At 45.0% G+C, this 21,053-nt stretch carries 25 protein-coding genes and 1 tRNA gene; 21 read left to right on the top strand and 5 right to left on the bottom strand.

The window, feature by feature from the left end:
- Positions 1-27 precede the first annotated feature (27 nt).
- The gene (pstB, locus tag LQ247_RS08295; RefSeq protein WP_043054596.1) at positions 28-840 is read left to right on the top strand and encodes a phosphate ABC transporter ATP-binding protein PstB; all 813 of its coding nucleotides are present in this window, start codon (positions 28-30) and stop codon (positions 838-840) included.
- Between the two features lie 12 nt (positions 841-852).
- A complete protein-coding gene (gene pstB, locus LQ247_RS08290; protein ID WP_023855209.1) occupies positions 853-1,632 on the top strand; it encodes a phosphate ABC transporter ATP-binding protein PstB in 780 nt (259 codons plus the stop codon).
- An 87-nt stretch (positions 1,633-1,719) separates the two neighbouring features.
- Here the strand turns inward: pstB (LQ247_RS08290) and LQ247_RS08285 are convergent, their stop codons facing one another.
- Both LQ247_RS08285 and LQ247_RS08280 read right to left on the bottom strand, forming a co-directional pair.
- Complete coding sequence (locus LQ247_RS08285) at positions 1,720-2,199, bottom strand: endolytic transglycosylase MltG (protein WP_023855204.1); 480 nt, start codon at positions 2,197-2,199, stop codon at positions 1,720-1,722.
- Positions 2,196-2,546, bottom strand: a complete 351-nt coding sequence (locus LQ247_RS08280; protein WP_011198121.1) for a hypothetical protein — start codon at positions 2,544-2,546, stop codon at positions 2,196-2,198. The genes LQ247_RS08285 and LQ247_RS08280 overlap by 4 nt, the downstream gene beginning before the upstream one ends.
- 184 nt (positions 2,547-2,730) lie before the next feature.
- Between LQ247_RS08280 and LQ247_RS08275 the strand changes: the two genes are divergently transcribed.
- The 14 genes from LQ247_RS08275 to LQ247_RS08210 all read left to right on the top strand — a co-directional run bounded on the left by LQ247_RS08275 (position 2,731) and on the right by LQ247_RS08210 (position 15,827).
- Entirely contained in the window at positions 2,731-3,219 is a 489-nt protein-coding gene (locus LQ247_RS08275; protein ID WP_231005995.1) for a hypothetical protein, read from the top strand.
- Positions 3,216-4,328, top strand: coding sequence for a glycosyltransferase family 4 protein (locus LQ247_RS08270; RefSeq protein ID WP_231005874.1), 1,113 nt, complete (start codon positions 3,216-3,218; stop codon positions 4,326-4,328). Before LQ247_RS08275 ends, LQ247_RS08270 begins: the two co-directional genes overlap by 4 nt.
- 103 nt (positions 4,329-4,431) lie before the next feature.
- Positions 4,432-4,581, top strand: coding sequence for a 50S ribosomal protein L33 (gene rpmG, locus LQ247_RS08265; RefSeq protein ID WP_003183500.1), 150 nt, complete (start codon positions 4,432-4,434; stop codon positions 4,579-4,581).
- 49 nt (positions 4,582-4,630) lie between these two features.
- Entirely contained in the window at positions 4,631-5,203 is a 573-nt protein-coding gene (locus LQ247_RS08260; protein WP_224146164.1) for a 5-formyltetrahydrofolate cyclo-ligase, read from the top strand.
- A 42-nt stretch (positions 5,204-5,245) separates the two neighbouring features.
- Positions 5,246-5,419 (top strand): hypothetical protein, encoded by a 174-nt coding sequence (locus LQ247_RS08255; RefSeq protein WP_020452191.1) that lies wholly within the window; start codon positions 5,246-5,248, stop codon positions 5,417-5,419.
- A 96-nt stretch (positions 5,420-5,515) separates the two neighbouring features.
- Positions 5,516-7,054 carry a rhomboid family intramembrane serine protease gene (locus LQ247_RS08250; protein WP_080131445.1) on the top strand — a complete coding sequence of 513 codons (1,539 nt, stop codon included), beginning with the start codon at positions 5,516-5,518 and terminating at the stop codon, positions 7,052-7,054.
- Between the two features lie 76 nt (positions 7,055-7,130).
- Entirely contained in the window at positions 7,131-8,585 is a 1,455-nt protein-coding gene (locus LQ247_RS08245) for a spore germination protein (RefSeq protein WP_231005873.1), read from the top strand.
- 99 nt (positions 8,586-8,684) lie between these two features.
- A complete protein-coding gene (locus tag LQ247_RS08240) occupies positions 8,685-8,882 on the top strand; it encodes a YqgQ family protein (RefSeq protein WP_020452188.1) in 198 nt (65 codons plus the stop codon).
- Positions 8,883-8,906: 24 nt separating this feature from the next.
- Positions 8,907-9,881 carry an ROK family glucokinase gene (locus LQ247_RS08235; RefSeq protein ID WP_080131444.1) on the top strand — a complete coding sequence of 325 codons (975 nt, stop codon included), beginning with the start codon at positions 8,907-8,909 and terminating at the stop codon, positions 9,879-9,881.
- Between the two features lie 181 nt (positions 9,882-10,062).
- Entirely contained in the window at positions 10,063-11,961 is a 1,899-nt protein-coding gene (locus LQ247_RS08230; RefSeq protein ID WP_035338376.1) for an LTA synthase family protein, read from the top strand.
- A 174-nt stretch (positions 11,962-12,135) separates the two neighbouring features.
- Positions 12,136-13,077: an iron-hydroxamate ABC transporter substrate-binding protein gene (locus tag LQ247_RS08225; RefSeq protein WP_050820735.1), complete on the top strand. Its 942-nt coding sequence runs from the start codon at positions 12,136-12,138 to the stop codon at positions 13,075-13,077.
- Between the two features lie 131 nt (positions 13,078-13,208).
- The gene (locus tag LQ247_RS08220; protein WP_020452184.1) at positions 13,209-14,333 is read left to right on the top strand and encodes a M14 family metallopeptidase; all 1,125 of its coding nucleotides are present in this window, start codon (positions 13,209-13,211) and stop codon (positions 14,331-14,333) included.
- Positions 14,334-14,387: 54 nt separating this feature from the next.
- Complete coding sequence (locus LQ247_RS08215) at positions 14,388-15,497, top strand: hypothetical protein (RefSeq protein WP_048349964.1); 1,110 nt, start codon at positions 14,388-14,390, stop codon at positions 15,495-15,497.
- A gap of 15 nt (positions 15,498-15,512) precedes the next feature.
- The gene (locus tag LQ247_RS08210) at positions 15,513-15,827 is read left to right on the top strand and encodes an MTH1187 family thiamine-binding protein (protein WP_020452182.1); all 315 of its coding nucleotides are present in this window, start codon (positions 15,513-15,515) and stop codon (positions 15,825-15,827) included.
- Between the two features lie 60 nt (positions 15,828-15,887).
- Here LQ247_RS08210 and LQ247_RS08205 read toward each other — a convergent pair whose 3' ends face one another.
- Positions 15,888-16,061, bottom strand: coding sequence for a DUF2759 domain-containing protein (locus LQ247_RS08205; RefSeq protein ID WP_003183486.1), 174 nt, complete (start codon positions 16,059-16,061; stop codon positions 15,888-15,890).
- A gap of 155 nt (positions 16,062-16,216) precedes the next feature.
- Between LQ247_RS08205 and LQ247_RS08200 the strand changes: the two genes are divergently transcribed.
- Positions 16,217-16,855 carry an MBL fold metallo-hydrolase gene (locus LQ247_RS08200; RefSeq protein WP_020452181.1) on the top strand — a complete coding sequence of 213 codons (639 nt, stop codon included), beginning with the start codon at positions 16,217-16,219 and terminating at the stop codon, positions 16,853-16,855.
- Positions 16,856-16,890: 35 nt separating this feature from the next.
- On the opposite strand, the gene LQ247_RS08195 is transcribed toward LQ247_RS08200, so the two are convergent.
- A complete protein-coding gene (locus tag LQ247_RS08195) occupies positions 16,891-17,136 on the bottom strand; it encodes a DUF2626 domain-containing protein (RefSeq protein ID WP_020452180.1) in 246 nt (81 codons plus the stop codon).
- A 210-nt stretch (positions 17,137-17,346) separates the two neighbouring features.
- Between LQ247_RS08195 and LQ247_RS08190 the strand changes: the two genes are divergently transcribed.
- The gene (locus LQ247_RS08190) at positions 17,347-17,724 is read left to right on the top strand and encodes a Spx/MgsR family RNA polymerase-binding regulatory protein (RefSeq protein ID WP_003183482.1); all 378 of its coding nucleotides are present in this window, start codon (positions 17,347-17,349) and stop codon (positions 17,722-17,724) included.
- Positions 17,725-17,786: 62 nt separating this feature from the next.
- Here LQ247_RS08190 and LQ247_RS08185 read toward each other — a convergent pair.
- A tRNA-Gln gene (locus tag LQ247_RS08185) sits at positions 17,787-17,858 on the bottom strand.
- Positions 17,859-17,965: 107 nt separating this feature from the next.
- Between LQ247_RS08185 and LQ247_RS08180 the strand changes: the two genes are divergently transcribed.
- The 3 genes from LQ247_RS08180 to comGB all read left to right on the top strand — a co-directional run bounded on the left by LQ247_RS08180 (position 17,966) and on the right by comGB (position 21,051).
- Positions 17,966-18,805, top strand: a complete 840-nt coding sequence (locus LQ247_RS08180) for an STAS domain-containing protein (RefSeq protein ID WP_035338373.1) — start codon at positions 17,966-17,968, stop codon at positions 18,803-18,805.
- A 157-nt stretch (positions 18,806-18,962) separates the two neighbouring features.
- Positions 18,963-20,027, top strand: a complete 1,065-nt coding sequence (gene comGA / locus LQ247_RS08175) for a competence type IV pilus ATPase ComGA (RefSeq protein ID WP_039072848.1) — start codon at positions 18,963-18,965, stop codon at positions 20,025-20,027.
- The gene (gene comGB / locus LQ247_RS08170) at positions 20,017-21,051 is read left to right on the top strand and encodes a competence type IV pilus assembly protein ComGB (protein ID WP_048349965.1); all 1,035 of its coding nucleotides are present in this window, start codon (positions 20,017-20,019) and stop codon (positions 21,049-21,051) included. Before comGA ends, comGB begins: the two co-directional genes overlap by 11 nt.
- Positions 21,052-21,053 lie beyond the last annotated feature (2 nt).

The raw sequence follows: 21,053 nt of genomic DNA, 5'->3' as shown, positions 1-21,053 counted from the left end.
GGATGAAATCATATGGTTCAGGTTCAGATGCCGGTTTTGGAAACCGTGCGCGACACTATCGGAATCGCTCCGTTTCCTGAAGCGAAAGAACATATTTTAGAAGTGAAAAATTTAAATATTTACTATGGAGAAAAGCGGGCCGTCAACGACATTTCCATGCATGTTGACAAACATGCCGTTACGGCTTTGATCGGCCCGTCAGGCTGCGGAAAATCAACTTTTTTAAGAAGCATCAACCGGATGAACGATCTGATTCCATCAGCCAGAACATCCGGAGAAATACGATATGAAGGACTTAACATCCTTGATTCCAATATCAATGTCGTCAATCTGAGAAGGGAAATCGGAATGGTATTTCAGAAGCCGAATCCCTTTCCAAAATCGATTTACAGCAACATTACCCATGCTTTAAAGTATGCGGGTGAACGGCGTAAATCTGTGCTTGATGAGATCGTGGAAGAAAGCTTGAGGAAAGCCGCGCTGTGGGATGAAGTGAAAGACAGGCTGCATGAGTCGGCTTTTTCGCTGTCAGGCGGGCAGCAGCAGCGCCTCTGCATCGCCCGGACGCTCGCGATGAAGCCTGAAGTACTGCTTTTGGATGAGCCTGCTTCAGCGCTCGATCCGATTTCAAATGCGAAAATAGAGGAATTAATCGTCGGTTTAAAAGAGGAATACTCGATCATCATTGTCACGCATAACATGCAGCAAGCTTCAAGAATTTCCGATCAAACGGCATTTTTCCTTAACGGAGATTTGATCGAATACGATCGTACGGAAAAGATCTTTATGAATCCTTCAGAAAAAAAGACAGAGGATTACATCAACGGCAGGTTTGGATAAGGAGGGGCCGGTATGAGCGCTGTAACAGCCGTAAAGCCAAAAGATGTGTACCAGATCAATGATTTGAATTTATGGTACGGCGAACATCACGCATTAAAGAACATTAACTTGACAATACCCGAGTACGAAATTACCGCCATCATCGGTCCGTCAGGCTGCGGAAAGTCGACCTTCATTAAAACGCTGAATCTCATGATCAATATGGTTCCGAATGTCAAAATGACCGGAGAGATCAGCTACAACGGAACGAACGTACTCAACAGCAAAGTCGATCTTGTTGAGCTGCGGAAGAAAGTCGGTATGGTGTTTCAAAAAGGAAATCCGTTTCCCCAGTCGATTTTTGATAATGTCGCATACGGACCAAGGATCCATGGACTGAAAAACAAAAAGGAATTGAATGAGAGGGTGGAAAAAGCGCTTGTGGATGTGGCGCTGTGGGATGAAGTGAAAGACCGCCTTCATTCCCAGGCGCTCGGACTTTCCGGGGGGCAGCAGCAGCGTCTCTGCATCGCAAGGGCGCTGGCCACCAATCCGGACGTTCTCTTGATGGATGAACCGACATCAGCTCTTGATCCAGTTTCGACTTTGAAAATTGAAGAGCTGATGCTCAAGCTGAAAGAGAAATACACGATTGCAATCGTCACGCACAATATGCAGCAGGCATCGAGAATTTCCGATCAAACGGCATTTTTCCTCATGGGCGAGCTGATTGAGTGCAACGATACGGTCAAAATGTTTTCAAGTCCTGACGATTATCGGACAAAAGATTATATTACAGGCCGGTTCGGATGAGAAAAAGGCTGCCGCTTTAAAGCGGTAGCCTTTTTTGCACCGGAGCGGAGGCAATAAAAAAGCAGGCTGGAATGGCAGCCTGCTTTTTTATTTGGACAGTGTTTTGACGATGTTTTTCAAGCTGTCACCGCGCTTCAGTTCGTACTTACCTGCGCGGATTTTAGATTCGTTTCCGGTCTTTTTCACATAATCTTTGAAGTCATCGGCAGATGAAATGACTTTTCCTTTTGCAAGGAGGTCTGCTATCTCAGCCGTGCTCATGCCGCTTTTGATTTCAAGCTTATACTTGGAATCTTTTTTTTCTGCTTCTTTCTCTTTTTTGTTTTGAGACGAAGCATCCTGCTTCAGAGCGGTCTCTTTATAATGGAGCAGCTGCTGGTATTCTTCGCGTTTCAGCGAAACCTGCTGGTTGTCCTTTAAATAGGTTTTGACATCGGTTTCGCTGATGTTTTGAGCGTCTTTAGAAGCTTCAGCTTTTCCGTTATCCGTCAAATAAAATGCGCCTGCAAGAACAGCGGTAGCCAAAATCATTCCACCGGCAAATGCTTGTACACTTTGTCTGGTCATACAAGCACCCTCTCATTGTCTTTAATGATCGCTTTCACATCTTCGACAGATACGTGCTCAGCTTTAGCGATGGCGTCTACAGACATGCCGTTTTGGTATTTTGAAAGAATCTGCTTCGCAATATGCTGGCTGATGCCGGCATTTGGTCTGCGGACGACCACATTTGAATCGAGGAGCTCTTCCTCAAGCACGGTCATCTTCTTTTTCAATTTATAGATTTCCTGCATGGCGGACAGCTGAAGGGTTTCCAACTCCTGTTCAACTTCCTTGATCGGTTCTCTTTGAAAATATGAGAATGCAATCAGCGCAATGCTGACAACGAGCAGCGCAATGATAGCAATTTCCACGTTCATCACCTTCAATTCTAATTTTCTCCTTCTTTTTTATACCATAAAAACGCTTGCTTCAAAAGGAGTTAATGCAAAAAATAAAAATTTTGTCGAAGAATTTTATTTTCGTTGCGCCTGCGGGGCCATTTCCAATAGGATAAATACATAACAGGGCTTAACGGGAGGGCGCACGGTGAAAAGGATGATCATCTCGAAAAAACCTTTTCAACATAGTATTCGAAGCGAATCTTTGTTTTGTAACGATATTTTAAAAATATCTTCGCCGGATCATGAAACCGTTCGGCTGAGCTGGGAAATCTCAGATGCTGTGCTTTCAGCGGCTGAAGCGGTTCTGTTTGAAAGTATAAAAGACGTCGAAAAGCAAATTCTTCTCTTTTGCGTAAAAAACGGAGAGCGCAGCGTACGGACGATCCATACCGATGCATTTAAAGGGGAAGCCTCGGTTTTTCCCGCTGCAGGCAATGCGTTCTACAAAACGGAATACCGGATATACAATTCGCTCAACATGTCGCTGGCCGTTCTCACCTCCGGCTGCTTCTACCTTGGGGAAAACGGAATCCATTCAAACAGCAGCTGTTTTCTGTATCACGACAATCAGCAGGATTGGACGACTCAATTTTCCGCGTACACGAGTTATTCTTTAATAGAAGGAAAGGAGCGTTTCCGTTGATCAACGTATTGCTGCTGTCGCTGGAAAATCCTCTTTTATTGAAAAGCGGAGCGGGGCGCTATGTGAAAAGTCACCTTGAACTATTGCGGAACGAAGTCAGCTTTACCGTCTGCACGACGGCTGCCGGGCAAAACAGCCATGGATGGAAAACGCTTGAGATTCCGCTTGATTTAAAAGCGTTCGCTTCTTTTGAAGAGGCGGTGGCCGCCATGAATTTTCAGATGATCAAAACCGTGCTGGCGTATAAAGGACAATTTAATTTTATCCATGCAAATGATGATATCACCGCGCCTGCCGCCGTTTATCTCAGCGAGGTGCTGGCTCTTCCGCTGATTTCCACGGTACACGGCCTTGAAAGCGGCCGGAAAACGGCAGCAGGCGAGAATGTCCACCCATACAGGGCAACCATTGAACGGCTTCTGGCTGAAAAAAGCGATCAAATCCTCGTGCTGAGCAGCATGATGAAGTCAGACATGCAAAAGGCGTTTTCGCTTCCTTGCGAGCAAGTCAGGGTCATTCCACATCCGTGCATAAAAAGCCGCACGGTGAAAAAACGAATGAAAAGCGCGCCGTACTTTTTTTCCTACGGAAGGTTTGTTCCGGAAAAAGGATTTATCGAATTGCTGTACGTCTTTCAACAGCTACGCAAACGGCGGCTTGATCTTGAACTTGTCATTGCCGGGGAAGGACCGCTTCAAAGCGGGATCGAGACCAAGACAAGAGAGTTGGGCATTAAGGAAAGTGTGACAATTCTTCCTTTCCTTTGTGAAGAAGAAAGAGAGAGCTGGCTGGCATTTTGTGAAATGGCTGTTTTTCCAAGTTGTTATGAGCCGTTCGGCATTGCTGCTCAAGAAAGCATGGCAGCCGGCGCTGCCGTCGCCGTCGGAAACAACGGGGGATGGAACGATTTCGTCATCGATCGGGTGACCGGTTTTCAGGTTGATTTTAATGATCCGTATAAAGCTGCATATGCGCTTGCAGAAATTGTCCGCGATAAGGAGCAGCTGCTCAAGGTCGGGCAAACGGCAGAGGCTTATATATTGGATTTGCATGATCCTGGATATATCAAAAATGTGTTTTTGCAACATGTGTATCACACGTCTTTTTAACAAACCGTGACAAACTAAAAAAAACGCCTGGCATTCCGGCATCATAAGTGGTATTATAGATAAGTCTGAACAGAAATGATATATAGTTTGGAGGGAAAAATAAATGCGCGTTAATATTACTTTAGCTTGCACTGAATGCGGCGAGCGTAACTATATTTCTACAAAAAACAAGCGTAACAATCCAGATCGCGTTGAATTCAAAAAGTATTGCCCACGTGACAAAAAATCAACATTACACCGCGAAACAAAGTAAGCAGCAGGGATTTTCCTGCTGTTTTTTTGTTTTTAAGGGGGAAAGAGATGTGAAGCGTTCTTTACGAAATGAGGTCAGAAAGAGGCTTGCAAACATGCCGGAACAGGAGTTTCTTCTAAAGGCGGAAGCGATTCACCGGAAACTTTTTCAATCCAAACAGTGGAAAAAAGCGTCTGTCATTGCCCTCACGATATCCAGAAATCGCGAAGTTCCGACAAAACCGATTATCGAACAGGCCTGGCTTGAAGGAAAAACGGTGTGCATTCCGAAATGTATGCCTGATACAAAAGAGATGCACTTTCGCAGCTTTCAGGATGAAAGCGATCTTGAAGTTGTGTATTTTGGCCTGCAGGAACCGATCGTGCACAAAACCGGGCGGATGGAGCCTGAAGACATCGATTTCATCCTTGTGCCGGGAATTTGCTATGACCGGACAGGATACAGAATCGGCTATGGAGGCGGCTATTATGACAGATACCTGGCCGGTTTCACAAAAGATACCGCATCGCTGGCTTTCGAGTGCCAAGTGATCGATCATGTCCCAAAAGAACCGCACGACATTCCGGTTGAGCAAATTTTTACCGAAGACGCCGTTTACACCTGCAGCGGGTCTGCTGAATAATTATTAAAAAATGAGACACGATACGGTTATAGGAGGGATCATATGAGAAAAGTTACATTCATTGCAGTAGGCGTCATTGCCGCCCTTGTGTTTTTTCAAAACCGTTATCGTGTCATCAATTTCATTCTTGGTCAAAACCAGATCCGCCACTATTTTATCCATTTGATGATGAGAATTCCGTTTTTTCGCAATAAGTTTATACAGCAGGCTTTCTGAATCCCGTTTAAAAACGGGATTTTTTTAAAGCGCTTAAAAGGCGCAGAATGACGCGTTTCCTGTTATAATGGACAAAAACAATTGTGGAGCGTCGGTATGTATTCAATCGATTATTTGTATTGGAATTTCATCGGGAACCTCTTAGACAGGGATTTTGAGCTTGTGCAGGCACCAGCTTCATTCGGAGAAGCCTGGCTTGAAGCAAGGGGGAGCGCGCCGTATGATTTGGTTCGCGTTTTTCGGAAAGATATCGATTTCAGACAGGATCTCGTCGGTGACTTGGAATCTCTTTATGAAAGAGCGGAGCGCCTGAGAGCAGCATCAAGGCAGCGAAAGCTCTCGATATTAAACGTCTATTTGTCACAGGAAGCACCTGTAGATGAGTGGGAAGATGTTGTCAGTCATCCGGTCGCAGATAAACGGATCAGCATCGTGCCGGTTTTTATTGAGCACGCTTCGGCTGAAGAAGGCTTCCGCAAACTCGCCGTTGCTTTAAACATGGGGCCGGATGAGCTGACAGGCCACATGCACGATGCCGGATACGAGAATGTGGAAGAGAAGAGAGCCGAAGTATTAGCAGCGGCTAAAGCAAGAGAAGAAGAAAGGCGGCGGGAAGCGGCTGTATTTGAGAAAGGCAAACCGATGTTTACCTGGATTTTTGCAGTGCTTCAAGTCTTCATGTTTCTGCTTCTGGAAATGTCGGGCGGCAGTCAGAATACCGACACGCTCATCCGGTTCGGTGCGAAGGAAAACAGCCTCCTGTTAGCCGGGGAATGGTGGCGGCTTGTCACGCCGATCGTTCTTCATATCGGATTGGTCCACCTCATGTTCAATACATTTGCATTGCTGTCTGTCGGAGCCGCGGCAGAAAGGGTGTTTGGATCATTCCGCTTTCTTGTCATATACATATCAGCCGGAATTTTTGGATCGATCGGCAGCTTTCTGTTCAGCCCGTATCCGTCCGCAGGGGCTTCGGGAGCCATCTTCGGTTGTTTGGGAGCACTTTTGTATCTGGCTTTTTCAAATCGGAAAGCTTTCTTAAAAACGATTGGAACAAATATCATTGTGATTATCATTCTGAACCTCGGCCTCGGTTTCACGATTTCAAATGTTGACAATGCCGGCCATATCGGCGGATTGATCGGCGGACTCCTGACGGCCTTGGCAGTCGGAATCCCCGGGAAAAAAAGACCACTCCAGCGGCTGACAGGCTGGGTTCTCATCTTTGTCATCGGAGGAGGCGCTCTGTACATTGGGACACATTCAGCTTCGATGCAGGAAAATGCCATGCTGCATCAGGCGGCGAAATGGTATGAAGAGGGAGACTATGAAAAGGTAAAAGATGCCTTGCAGGAAGCGGGCTCAAAGCAGGACGCTTCCAGCGACACTTTAAAGCTGCTCGCTTATTCCGAATTTCAGCTCGGCGAGTTTGAAAACGCTGAGAAAAGGTTCGAGGCCGTCGTTGAAAAAGATCCATCAGATCACGCCTCACTCTATAATCTTGCCAGGCTCTATGCTCAAAAAGGCGAGTTCGCCAAAGCCGAACAGTCTGTTGAAAGAGCGTTGGCAGAAAAGCCTGATGAAGAGATGTATAAAGCGCTTCGGGACGAACTTAAGAAAGAAACCGCCCGGTAACCAAGTATGAAAAGCTTCCGTTATGTTAAAAATGGTCTTTAGTATAGACTCATTTGACGGGAGCTTTTAATATACAATGGAAAAAAAGCATGCGGTCCAAAAAAATTTAGCGAAAAATGTTGAATATTTAAATGAAAAGCTGGGGGTCGACAAAAGCTTCGATATGATCCGGCTTGATGTTGTTTATGCTGATAGAGACATGTCGCTTTATCTTGTCGACGGCTTTGTAAAAGATGATATTATGCACCACTTGCTTAAGAATCTCTCAAGGCTCACCCCCGAAACTCTGGAAGACGATCCGCTTGAGAAGCTGATCAAAACGTACATCCCATACATCGAAATTGATACGGAAGACGACCTCGACAAAGCAGCCGCCCAGGTGCTGTCCGGGCCGGCCGTTCTCCTTGTCGACGGGGTGGACCATGCCATTATTATCGATGCGCGGACATACCCGGCAAGAAACCCGGAGGAACCCGACAATGAACGTGTCGTCAGAGGTTCAAGAGACGGCTTCGTCGAAACGATCGTGTTCAACACCGCACTGACGAGAAGAAGAATCCGCGACCGGTCCCTCAGAATGGAGTTCCTTCAGGTCGGCAGAAGAAGCAAAACAGATGTTGTCATCTGCTATTTGGAAGATATCGCTGATTTGGAAAGTGTAAAAAAGCTGAAGCAATCGCTTGAAGCGATCGATACGGACGCTTTGACAATGGCGGAAAAGACACTGGAAGAATATATCGGCGGCCGTCATTGGAATCCTTATCCGACGGTCCGCTATACAGAAAGGCCTGATACTGCGGCCGTTCATTTGTACGAAGGCCACATTCTCGTCTTTGTGGACGGTTCGCCAAGCGCGCTGATTACCCCTGTTACTTTTTGGCACCATCTGCAGCATGCCGAAGAGTACAGAAACAAACCGCTTGCAGGCGCCTATTTGCGAGTGGTCCGTTTTATATCTGTGTTGGCATCGATCTTTTTGCTGCCGCTGTGGTTTTTGCTCTCCGTTCATCCCGATCTTTTGCCGGACGCCCTTCAATATATAGGGCCTGAAAAAAAAGGGGCCCTTCCGCTGCTTGCGCAATTCATCATAATTGAAATAGGCGTCGACATGATGCGGATGGCTGCAATCCACACCCCGTCGTCTCTGGCTACGGCTCTCGGACTTGTAGCTGCTTTAATGATCGGAGAAGTGGCAGTGCAGGTCGGACTTTTCTCGCATGAAGTCGTCTTGTATCTCGCTGTTGCGGCTATCGGCACGTTTGCTACGCCGAGCTATGAGCTGAGCATAGCGAACAGGCTGGCAAGAATCGTTCTCCTGATCGCGGCCGGCGCATTCGGACCGATCGGCTTTGTCATCGCGATCTTCTGCTGGGTGATTTATCTGGTCAGAATGAAGTCGTTTCATGTGCTGTATTTATGGCCGTTTATCCCCTTTGACTACAGAGCCTTTCGAGATATCGCGATTCGAACGCCAATGCCGCTGAAAAATAGAAGGCCCGTATTTTTGGATCCCCAGGATCCAGACCGCTGAATGTCTGTTTTCTTCAGGAAAACAGGCTTTTTTTTTGCTTGACGCCGGACAGCTTTATGAATACTCTAATGTTAGACCTTTAAAGAATGGTGAAATAAAATGAAAACAGCCTATGATGTACAGCTGTTGCTGAAACAGTTTGGATGTTATGTTTATTTTGGAGATCGCGAACTTGAACTTGAATATATGATGGACGAACTGAAAGAAATGTTTCTTTCGAATCTGATAGAAAAAGAACAGTGGCTTAAAGGCGTTTCAATTTTGCAGAATGAACTCACAAAAGTAAAGAGAAAATAAAACAGGGATTAGAGGGGGAGCAAAATGAATGACAGCTGGCTGGTCGGAGTCGACCTTGGAGGAACAACGGTAAAGCTCGCTTTTGTAAGCGCTTATGGTGAAATCCTGCACAAGTGGGAAATTCCGACCGATAAATCGGGGGAAACGGTTACGGTAAGCATCGCAAAAGCCATCGACGGAAAATTGAAAGAGCTCGGCAAACCGAAGCACATCTTAAAATGGATCGGCATGGGCGCTCCGGGCCCCGTCAATACGGAGACCGGCATCGTTTATAAAACGACGAACATGGGCTGGGAGAACTATCCGTTAAAAGACCACCTTGAAGCAGAGACAGGATTAGCGGCGGTCATTGAAAATGACGCGAACATCGCGGCTCTCGGCGAAATGTGGAAAGGAGCGGGAGACGGCGCAAAGGATTTGATTCTTGTCACGTTGGGAACGGGTGTCGGAGGCGGCATTATTGTAAACGGAGAAATCGTCCGCGGGCAAAACGGTGCAGGCGGAGAAATCGGCCACATCTGTTCAGTTCCTGAAGGAGGAGCGCCGTGCAACTGCGGGAAAAGCGGCTGTATCGAAACGATCGCTTCGGCTACGGGCATCGTCAGGATTGCCAAAGAAAAAATAGAATCCGGTCATCTAGATACAGACTTGCGTGCATGTCTGGATATCACGGCGCGCGATATTTTTGAAGCGGCCCGGGAAAATGATCCGGTTGCTTGCGAAGTCGTCGATTATGTGGCGGGTCATTTAGGAATGGTCCTCGGCAACTTGGCGAGCTCGCTCAATCCTTCGAAAATCGTAATTGGCGGAGGCGTCTCAAAAGCAGGAGAAATCCTGCGCTCCAAAGTTGAACAATCTTTCAACCGCTTCGTATTCCCGCGGGCCGGCGAGGCGGCTGAGATCGTAATCGCTTCACTTGGAAACGACGCAGGCGTGATCGGCGGCGCATGGATCGCCAAAAACCAATGGCTGAAAAGCCAGGCGGAGCCTGTTTTATAAGCATTTTCGGACCGCTTTGCAGCATTGTTAACACTTTTAAGCCAATGTGAAAAATGATTGATTTTTTTGTACAGACAGGTTAAGATATGATTTAGTAATTTTAGCGATTTTTCTAAAATAAAACAATATGTGGAAATTCAGTTTGCGGAAACATGCGTCTTGCTGCATAGGGAGGTTTCGAATGCGAAAGTCATTTTTTTCAAAAATTTCGTTTTTGTTAATTGCGACATTGCTGATGTGGCTGAAAACGTATGTCGTCTACAAAACAAGCTTCAACATTAAAATTGAAAACTTCATGCAAGAGTTTATATTGTTCATCAATCCTTTAAGCTTTTTGCTGTTTATATTCGGAATCGGCCTGTTTTTCAAAGAAAAAAACAGGAACCGGTTTATTATCGGGGCAAGCATCGTCCTGACGTTTGTCTTGCTTGCGAACATGATCTTCTACCGTTTTTACAACGACTTTTTAACGATTCCTGTATTGTTCCAGACGAATAATATGGGTGATTTGGGAAGCAGTATCAACTCTTTGTTTATGCCGACCGATTTGCTCCTCGTCGTCGACATTGCCATTTTAATTTGGCTGTACAAGCGCCAGCCTGCCAAAACAGGCGGAAAGGCGACAAGAAAGGAACGCGCGGCTTACTATCTATTTGTCGCTGCCGTTTTCTTTTTCAATTTAGGGATTTCTGAAACAGAAAGACCGCAGCTTTTGACAAGATCGTTTGACAGGGAAGTTCTTGTGAAGAATATCAGTCTTTACAACTTCCATATCTATGACGGGCTGATCCAGTCAAAGCAATCTGCACAGCGTGCGCTGGCCGACAGCAACAGCCTCACGGAGATTGAAAACTATGTCAACGCAAACCGCACGGACACCAATCAGAACCTGGCCGGGATCGCCAAGGGTCGAAATGTGATCCTCGTTTCCCTGGAATCCACCCAAAGCTTTGTCGTGAACCAAAAGTTAAACGGCAAAGAGATTACGCCTTATTTAAACGACCTGATAAAGAAAAGCTACAGCTTCGAGAATTTCTATCATCAGACAGGCCAAGGCAAAACGGCAGATTCCGAATTCATCGTTGACAACTCTCTCTATCCTCTTGGAAGAGGAGCGGTCTTCTTTACGAATGCAGGAAACGAATATACGGCAATGCCTGAAATATTGAAAAACCACGGCTATTATTCCTCGATTTTCCATGCGAACAACAAAAGCTTCTGGAATCGGGATATTATGTACGATACGTTTAAATACGATAAGTTTTACGATATCAATTCCTATGATGTAAACGAAGAAAACTCAGTGGGCTGGGGACTGAAAGATAAGGAATTCTTTGAACAAACATCAGAGCTGATGAAAGAAATGCCTCAGCCGTTTTATACCCGCCTGATCACGCTGACAAACCATTTTCCGTTTGAGCTGGATGAGGAAGATAAACTGATCGATGAATTTGATTCAAAAAGCCGTACGTTAAACAGATATTTCCCGACCGTCCGCTATCAGGATGAAGCGCTTAAACGATTTATTGAAAAGCTGAAAGAAGACGGCCTCTACGATAATTCTGTTATCGTGTTATACGGTGACCATTACGGGATTTCCGAAAACCATAACGAAGCGATGAGCCAATTCCTCGGCAGAGAAGTAACCCCGTTTGAGGAAGTGCAGCTTCAAAGAGTCCCGCTTGTGATCCACATTCCGGGAGTGACGGATAAAGAGCCGAAAGCCATTGACACCGTCGGCGGCCAAATCGATATTCGGCCGACTGTACTGAACCTTCTCGGAATCGATTCGAGCGATCAGATCCAGTTTGGAAACGACCTGTTTGCCAAAGACAAAACGGAGTTTACAGTGCTTCGCGACGGCAGCTTTATTACGAAAGACAAAGTATACACAGACGGCATATGCTATGATAAATCGACAGGAGAGCCGTCTAAAGATAAAAAAGGCTGTGAGCCGTACATTGAAAAAGCGAAACAGGAGCTTTCATATTCAGATCAAATCATTTATGGCGACTTGCTGAGGTTTTATGACAGCGAGCGCTTAAAAAAGCAATCTGACGCCAAGCCGAAAGACGAGTAAGCTTTTCTTTTGGCGGAGAAAGCTGATGCAGCAGGCCGGATATCGTTCCGGCCTGTTTTTAATGACAAGAGTCCGTCATAAAAATCATGATCCAAGCCGATGCCGGTTATGATATAATTGATAATGATTCTCTTTATCGATATTCAAACCAGAAAGAAGGTATGAAAGGTGAATATGAAAGGAAAGACGCTCGCTGGAGCATGCTTTGTACTATTATTGATCGCAGCATTGACAGCATGCGGTAATCAAACGGAGAGCAAAGATTCGTCTTCTAAATCAAAAAGCGAAGAAACGATTACATACAAGGCTGAAAACGGAACGGTTAAAGTTCCGAAGCATCCGAAACGGGTGGTTGTCATGGCTGACGATTATTTCGGCTATTTCAAGACACTCGGTCTCAATGTAGTGGGTGCCCCTGACAGGGTATTCAAAAATCCTTATTTCAAGGGGAAAACCGAGGGTGTGACAAACATTGGTGAAGGAAATTCCGCTGAAAAGGTTATTCAATTAAAACCGGACCTGATTGTCGTATGGACGACCCAAGGCGCTGATATCGAAAAGCTGGAAAAAATCGCTCCGACGGTCGCTTTGAAATATGACAGCTTGAATAACACTGAACGGCTGAAGGATTTCGCAAAAATGACAGGTACTGAAGATCGAGCGGAGAAATGGCTGGCTGATTGGGACAAAAAAGTTGCCGCGGCAAAATCAAAAATTCAAAAAGCGGTCGGGGACAAAACGGTTTCCATTATGCAAACGAATGGCAAAGAAATCTTTGTATTCGGCGATCAATTCGGAAGGGGAGGAAGCATTGTTTATCAAGATCTCGGCTTAAAGGCGACAAAGCTGACGAAGGAAAAAGCAATCGACGAAGGGCCGGGCTACACGAGCATTTCATTAGAAAAGCTGCCTGAATTCGCCGGAGATTATATATTTATAGGGCCCTGGGAATCAAGCGGAGACGACAGCGCCGTGCTTAATACCTCTATTTGGAAGAACCTTGGCGCGGTCAAAAATCAACATGTCTATAAAATCGACCCTGTCGGCTTCTACTTTTCCGATCCGATTTCATTAGAGGGCCAGCTTGACTTTATTACAGAAAGCTTAGCGAAATAAAGATGAACTTCCGCCTATTTGGGCGGAAGTTTTTTTGCGGGCTGAAACCTTATTGAAAAAGCGTTTTTTAAGCGAACCGGGAGAGTTTTTAAACGAGCCTTCATCATATGCTATTGTGGGAGGGATCATTGATGGCATTCATCAACATCAAACCGGAGTTAAAGCAGAATATGGAAAGATTGTCTAATATCCTGAACATACCCGAACCGCTTTTAATCAGCGCAAACGCGAATGCAGCCGCGGACGAATTTTATTTTCCGGGAGCGTCTTTTCAAGCAGGAAAAAACGTTCCAGCAGCCGAAACATATGAACAGCTGCAATTATTGGTGAATCAATACACACTTGAAGATGAACAGTGGCTGACAAAAACAGTCGTTTACGATTCAGCAGTACTGAAAAAGGAAATTGACAGATTGACGGAGTGCTTTCCGTTTGTTACTTCCCGCATCATCGGTCGCTCAAGCATGGGCCAGCCTATATACGAACTGCTCCTCGGAGCTGAAAATGCCGAAAAAAAAACGCATATGAATGCTTCTTTTCATGCCAATGAATGGATCACCACTTCTGTTTTGATGAAATGGCTCAAAGAATATTGTTATCATTTATGTACAGGCCGGTCCGCTTTAGGTTTTTCACCGCTTGACATTTTTTCATCAACAAAGCTTTCCGTCGTGCCGATCGTTAATCCCGACGGGGTTGATCTTGTGCTTAACGGTCCCGGTCATCTTGGGATAGCGCGGGAAGCACTGGATGAGATGAATGAGCATCAACCGGATTTCCGGGAATGGAAAGCCAATATAAACGGAGTGGATTTAAATAATCAGTTTCCGTCTTTTTGGGAGATCGAAAAACAGAGAAAACCACCCAAATCCCCTTCCTACAGGGACTACCCCGGAGATGAACCGCTGACAGAACCGGAAGCGGCAGCGATGAGGGATTTAATCGCAAACGAGCCGCCTGATCGGCTTGTGGCGCTTCACACACAGGGAGAGGAAATTTATTGGGGGTACAAGGGGCTGGAGCCTCCTGAATCAGCCGATGTGATCCAAACATTTGAGCGCCTGAGCGGTTATAAGGGCGTCAGATATATAGACAGCTATGCAGGATTTAGAGATTGGTTTATTCATTTTTTCGGAAGAGAAGGATATACTGTTGAACTCGGCAAAGGAAAAAATCCTTTACCACTGAAACAATTTGACGATATATATTGTAAAAGCAGAGGCATACTTTGGGCATCCTGCTTTTTTGAAAGCTGAAACTTTTCACGGTGAAAATCGTAAATTAGACAGCCAATCATTTATGGAGGGAGAATGGCCGGTTTGAGAGTTTCGTTATGGCTTATTGCCGCTGTGATGACCGTGGCTGCGGCTGGTTGCACACCGCAGCATCAGGAAGGAACGAAAAGCGTTCATCATGAGGAGCCGGAAGGGAAAAAGAAAAGCAGTGCAGCAGTAAAAGATAAAAAAGTGATAGCGCTGAAGGACCGGCACTTTGATGAGGCGGCAGGATGGCTTGATGATGAAACCGTTATATACACCGCAACCGATCCGGTCGCAGGAAGTGAAGTCAAATCATATGATATATTTAAAGGGACGGGCGAAACGATCTACAAGACGGATGACAGGCTGATAGCGGCGGAAGTAAACAGGGAAAAAGGCATGATTCTCATCCAAACCGCCGGAAACGGCTCTGAAATGAAGTTAACTTTGCTTAATTTACAGGGAAAACAGCTATACACAAAAAAATTTCGCACGCATGAACTGCAAGTGGACTGGAATCGGTTTGACCCTTATCTTTTATACGTCACAACTTTTACGAAAGATTGGAATTATGAATCGCGCCTGATTGATGCGAAAGAACAGCAAACCGAAAAAGACATCGCACAGGCCGCCTTTGTTCATTGGACTTCCGCCGACACTTTTGAATATATCAAATGGAATGAACGGAACCGGGAAAAACCGGCTCCTGTTTATTCCTTCAACACAGCGGACGGACGGGAAAAGAAGCTCGCCGGTGATGCCGTACTGCTCGATGTTCTGGGGGATATGCGGCTGATTGTAGCGCCTTCATCCAGTCATCGCCAGGGCACCTACATATTTTCAGACGTTTCTTCTTCGGAAAAGAAAATTTCTTTCAAATTGCCGCTGTTCTCGGAATATGGCAGCCTGTCACCGATGGAATACAGCTACGACCCTCGGCATGAGCTGTTTTATACGTATCAGCCGAATGAGTCGGGCTCCTTGTATGATCTGATTTCCGTCAGTCTCAAAACCGGCAAACGGGAAGTCATTCGTGAAAAAGTGGAAATGCTTCCGATTACCGTATCTCCTGACGGGGATTATGCATTGTACGGTTATACCCAGGATCAAATCATTTCATTCAACTCAAAAACTGCAGCACCCCTTGTGACAAAAGAATAGAAAGGAGAATGGACAGTGGCCATAGCAGACGTTACCATCATACCGATCGGTACCGAAACTCCAAGCGTAAGCGCGTATGTAGCGGAGATTCAAACCATTTTAGAAGGATTTAAAAAAGAAGGCAAAATCCAATATCAGCTGACACCGATGAATACTTTGATTGAAGGGGAATTAAGCGATTTATTTGAGGTGATTCAGACGATTCACGAAGCGCCTTTCCAAAAAGGCATCCACAGAGTGGCGACGAATATCAGGATTGACGACCGCCGCGACAAGAAAACGACGATGGAAGGCAAGCTTGCAAGCGTCCAGCGTCATTTCAGCCAATAAGAAAAACAGCCTTATTCCGGAATAACGGAATAAGGCTGTTTTTGTCTAAAGGCACCGGGTTTAGTGGACTGTCGGATACCCGCTGTTAATGATTGTCATGACGGTAAACCATCCAAACACTAAAAAAGCCGCCCCGCCAAATAAGATGCCAAGAACGTTGATTTGTTTAAGAGAACGAAGAACTCCAAGAGCAGATAATATCGTGACTAGACCGAAAATGATCACGAGCAACATCAATATAAACCCCCTTCGTTTGGATCCCCTGCAGTATATTTCCAATTTTATTTTAACCGTTTTCATCAAATTTGTCGAGGACAACATGATTCATTGAAAGTTTCCCGCAAAACCTTCATAATGGAACAAAGAAAGATGAATCTGAGGTGAAGAAAATGAAATGGAGAAGAATGCCTTTAGGGCCTATCCAGACGAACGCTTATATTTTATCCCATGATGACGGTACCTGTTTAATAATTGATCCCGGCAGCGAATCAGGGAAACTGAATGCATACATAAAAGAAAACGGTTTGAAGCCTCTTGCAGTATTGCTCACTCACGCTCATTTTGATCATATCGGAGCCGTGGACAATGTCAGAAAAGAATGGAACATTCCTGTATACGTACATAAAAATGAAGCTGAATGGCTGACTGATCCTTCATTAAATGGTTCAGCGCTGCTTACGGGACAGACGATCACAGCAGAAAAAGCAGATCATCTGATCGAAGAAGAGGGGGATCTTAAAATCGGCTCTTTTACGCTCCGCATGCTCTTTACGCCTGGACATTCTCCGGGCAGCGTCTCGTATTATGCGGAAGAAGAAAACCTGATCGTTTCCGGGGATGTTTTATTTAAAGGGGGAGTCGGGCGTACAGACCTGCCGGGAGGAAATCAAAAGGTGCTGATGGACAGTATTCATCAAAAACTGCTGACGCTTCCGGAAGAGACGCTTGTGTTAAGCGGTCACGGCCCCGAGACGGACATTGCAACAGAACAGGAACAAAACCCGTTCATCAACGGATTTACTTTGTAAAACATAAAAAAGACGATCCTGATGGATCGTCTTTTTTAATGGCCTCCCTGCCCGGGAACCATAATAAACACAGAATAATATGTAAATGCGGCAAAAAAGACTGTCAAGTAAGCACCGAAAATATAAATGTACATCCGCTCGGTCAAGTTGAGATACGATAAGAACACAAAAAATACAGTTTGACCGAAGAACAGCAGTGATGCATCTTTCATATTTCCTAAATAAAACATGACCGCAAAGATACCTGTCCAGAATCCTAACACACGGAACATGCGATTCATTTATATCCCTCCCAAAAAGCCCCTTTGATTTTATTATAAGCCAATTTATCTTGAAATGTAAACATTTTCATTTTGGGAAAATCAATTCATTTTTTACAATTTTGTGATAAGCATTTTTAAAAAATCACCTGTCACGTGTTTAAACGGAAAATATCACGGGTACTAAAACATACAAAGACAAAGTCAGTACATTTTAAGGAGGAATCATTCATGGAAGAGCTGACCTTTTATTCATACCCGAGCTGCACATCATGCCGGAAAACGAAACATTGGCTGAAAGCGAACCAGGTTGATTTTACAGAGCGGCATCTTTTCAGGGAAACGCCGAATCAGGACGAGCTGAAACATATTTTGTCTCTCACGACCGAAGGAATTGATGAGATATTGGCGACAAGAAGCCAGGCATTTAAAGAGTTAAATCTTGATATCGAAGAATTAACGGTCAGCGAAGTGCTGGAATTGTTAATTCAAAAACCAAAACTGCTGAGACGCCCGATTATCGTAAACGGCGATAAGCTGGTTGTCGGATATAATCCCGGCGAACTCTTAAAATTAAAAAAACACACCTTACACCGTTCTGTTTCCTGAAAAAAACGAAGATTGCTGACACATTGCATGTTCAGCATATCTTCGTTTTTTCGCCTGTGTAACTGGGCTAGCTGGATTCGAACCAGCGCGTCACGGAGTCAAAGTCCGTTGCCTTACCGCTTGGCTATAGCCCAATGCGCTTACGTATAGTGTAGACAATCGATTTCGTTTTATACATAGTGATCAAAATGTTGGTCATATAGCCGATTGATTTTAAAGGAAAACAATGAGGAGGATTGACATGGAAAACAAGCATGCAGCCCTTTATGAGTATTTGGTCAAACAGGCGGACAGAATCACCGATGAATGGCTGTCCCGAACAGCGTCTGAAAAAGAAAAAACGGCACAGCAATATAAGGACTTTATACTGGCTGTTTCAAGGGTATTTGCCAAGGATGAACAGGCGCTATGCTGGGATAAAGCTTCCGGATGCGCCAAGGAAATTGCCTACGACAGGGCTGTTAGCCAAATTCCGGTGACTGAAAGCATAAAGGGGTTTAAAGTGTGCCGTGAACTTTTAATAGATGAAATCGAGCATTTTTCGGATAAACATGCACCGGACTGTTCGAAAAAAGACTTTTTTATCTGGAATAAACAGCTTCACTCAATGATGGATGAGGTTATTGAACAGTTTATTCTTGAATATGAGCATACGACAAAGAGGCAATTGAAGGCGCAGACCGAGATGATACGCGAACTGAGCGCACCTGTTATACCGGTATCAGAACACATCGGTGTGCTGCCGCTCATTGGTGAAATTGATACTCACAGGGCAACGGTGATCATTGAATCTGCGCTTAAGCAGTGTGCTGAGCTTCATCTCTCGCATCTGTTTATTGATATTTCCGGTGTTCCTGTCGTCGATACGATGGTTGCCTACCAGTTGTTCAAAGTCGTAGACAGCACAAAACTACTTGGCGTTGAGACGGTTCTTTCGGGCTTGAGACCGGAGATTGCCCAAACAGTTGTGAAGCTTGGGATGGATTTTTCGCATATTAACACAGAACAGAGCCTTGCTAAGGCGCTTTGCAATAAAGGCTTTTGCATCCGTGAAAACGGCAAGGCTGAAGAGAAGGTTTAAATTTCTCATTTCAGCAGTTGGAAGCTGAATAAAATAGTCAAATCGGTATTCGGAAATTCCGTTTTTGCTTCGTATTCAGCTTGATTTGCGATTTTTAAGGATTTGATGCTTCCGATGTTTTTCGTATAAACTGCGCTTAGAAAGGAGGCGCAATGGTTTGTACACGATTGAATCATTAAGCGGAAGATTAATTGACGAGGCATATAGAATGAAGGCGTCAGACATTCATATTGTTCCCGGTGAAAAAGAGGCGGTGGTTCGCTTCAGGATTGATGATGAACTTTTTCAAAAAGAAAGATTAACGAGAAATGAGTGCTCAAGGCTCATTTCTCACTTTAAATTCCTTTCTTCGATGGATATTGGGGAAAGACGGCTGCCGCAAAGCGGAGCTTTGACTCTTTATATCAACCGTCAGCCCGTTCATTTAAGAATGTCCACTCTGCCCACCATCCATGATGAAAGCTTGGTCATCAGGCTTCTTCCCAAGATGAGCAGCAAGCCGCTCACAAAGCTCTCATTGTTTCCGAGTGCAACATTCAAGCTGCTGTCTTTTCTGAAGCATTCCCACGGATTAATTCTGTTCACCGGTCCGACAGGCTCGGGGAAAACGACAACACTCTATTCTTTAATCGAATACGCTAAGCGGCATTTTAAGCGAAATATCATTACCTTGGAAGACCCTGTTGAATCAAGAAGCGAAAACATTTTGCAAGTGCAAGTAAACGAAAAAGCTGGCATGACTTATTCTGCGGGGTTGAAGGCGGTGCTTCGCCACGATCCGGACATGATCATCCTCGGGGAAATTCGCGATGCCGAAACAGCCCAAATCGCAGTCAGGGCAGCTTTGACAGGACACCTTGTTTTATCGAGCATGCATGCGAAAAATGCCAAAGGCGCAATATACAGGCTGCTCGAGTTCGGCGTTGATATGACAGAAATTGAACAAACACTGGTCGCAATCAGCGCCCAGCGCCTCGTCGGTCTCGTCTGCCCGTTTTGCGGCGACAACTGCTCTTTATATTGCAGATTGTCGAGGCCTGTGAGAAGAGCAAGCGTCTTCGAGCTTTTGTACGGAAAAAGCCTCAATCTCTGCATCGAAGAAGCAAAAGGCAGGTGCGGTGACATAAAAACAGAAACATTGAAAACGCTGATCCAGAAGGGAATAGCACTCGGATATCTGCCGTCGAATACTTATGAACGCTGGATAGGCCATGAAGATTAAAATGAAGTGGCCCGTCCGGGAACAGGCGGACATTCTGAAAAAACTCGGAGACATGATGAAGAGCGGATATACGATTTTGGATGCTTTAAGTATGCTGAAACTGCAATTGAATGAAAGGCGAAGAGCAGATCTGACATTTGCGATGGAGAAGCTGACAGAAGGGCGACCTGTGTTTCAAGTGCTTGAAATGATTTCATTTCATAAGGATGCTGTTACCATTGTTTACTTTGCCGAACAGCACGGGAATTTGCCATATGCCTTTCGGCAGAGCGGAGAGCTGCTTCACCGCAAGATCGCTCAAACCGAAAAACTAAAGAAAGCCGCCAGATATCCCTTGTTTTTAGTTTTAACGGTCTGCGTCATTATCTCTATTATGAAATCGGCAATCATCCCGCAATTTTCCGCGATCTATGAATCAATGAACGTTGAAACGTCTTTTGCAACGACCCTCATCTTTTCGGTTTTTGATCATTTTTATCTTTTTATCGCAGGAATGATGTTGATTGCCGCCGCTTTATCCCTCTATTATCTGTGTTCATTTCGCCATAAACCTCCAGAAGACAAAATGACCTTTCTCATTAGAATTCCCTTGCTGGGCCAAACCTTCAAACTATTCAACAGTTATTTTTTATCGCTCCAATTGAGCAATCTTTTGCAAGCTGGTCTGTCTGTATATGACAGTTTAAAAGCATTTGAAAGCCAGCCGTTTTTATCATTTCATAAAAATGAAGCGAAGCGTCTGATCGAGCGGCTGAAACAAGGGGAGAGTCTGGAGCAGATGCTGGCCGGGCATCCGTTTTATGAAAATGATCTGGCGAAGGCTGTTGCTCACGGCCAATTAAACGGACTCTTATACAGAGAGCTGTATTCATACAGTCAATTTTTGATTGAACGGCTTGAACGGAAAGCAGAAAAATGGACAGGTTTGATCCAGCCATTGATTTACGGGCTAACAGCGGCGATGATATTAATTCTTTATTTGTCTATGCTTTTGCCAATGTATCAAATGATGAACCAGTTATAAGG

Origin of the sequence: Bacillus sp. BS3(2021) (genome assembly GCF_021043345.1) — a bacterium.
Lineage (GTDB): Bacteria > Bacillota > Bacilli > Bacillales > Bacillaceae > Bacillus > Bacillus paralicheniformis.
This window is presented reverse-complemented; position numbering and strand designations above follow the sequence as displayed.